This is a genomic window from Sulfitobacter sp. CW3 (genome assembly GCF_019392245.1).
In the GTDB taxonomy this organism is placed as follows: domain Bacteria; phylum Pseudomonadota; class Alphaproteobacteria; order Rhodobacterales; family Rhodobacteraceae; genus Sulfitobacter.
The window spans coordinates 1-278 of sequence record NZ_JAHXRL010000152.1 but is presented as its reverse complement, the minus strand read 5'-3'; the positions used below and the strand labels follow the sequence as shown (position 1 = coordinate 278).

Genomic DNA, 278 nt, shown 5'->3' with positions numbered 1-278 from the left:
AAGTATAACATCTTTCCTGATCAAAATCCTAATCCTGGTGAACTTCCTCATACTCAGTGCTTTGCTATTGGTTTAAAGGGAGCTACAGTAACGGTTTCTGATAACATGTTTATCACGACCTATCGTGAATACAACCCTTCGTGGGCGTCTCTATTGGGACCCATTCCTTTTATTGTTCGGCGTCAAAATGATGACCTGACAGAAGAGCAGAAGACGTTGTACCGGATGCGCACCACCCAGACTTTTAACGGTGTTCCTTATATCTGTTACTATCTCAA

Annotated in this window: 1 protein-coding gene; it reads left to right on the top strand. The window is 42.4% G+C overall.

Annotated elements, in window-relative coordinates:
* Positions 1 to 278: hypothetical protein (locus KZZ06_RS20580; RefSeq protein ID WP_219581829.1), on the top strand; the 278-nt coding region annotated here is incomplete at both ends.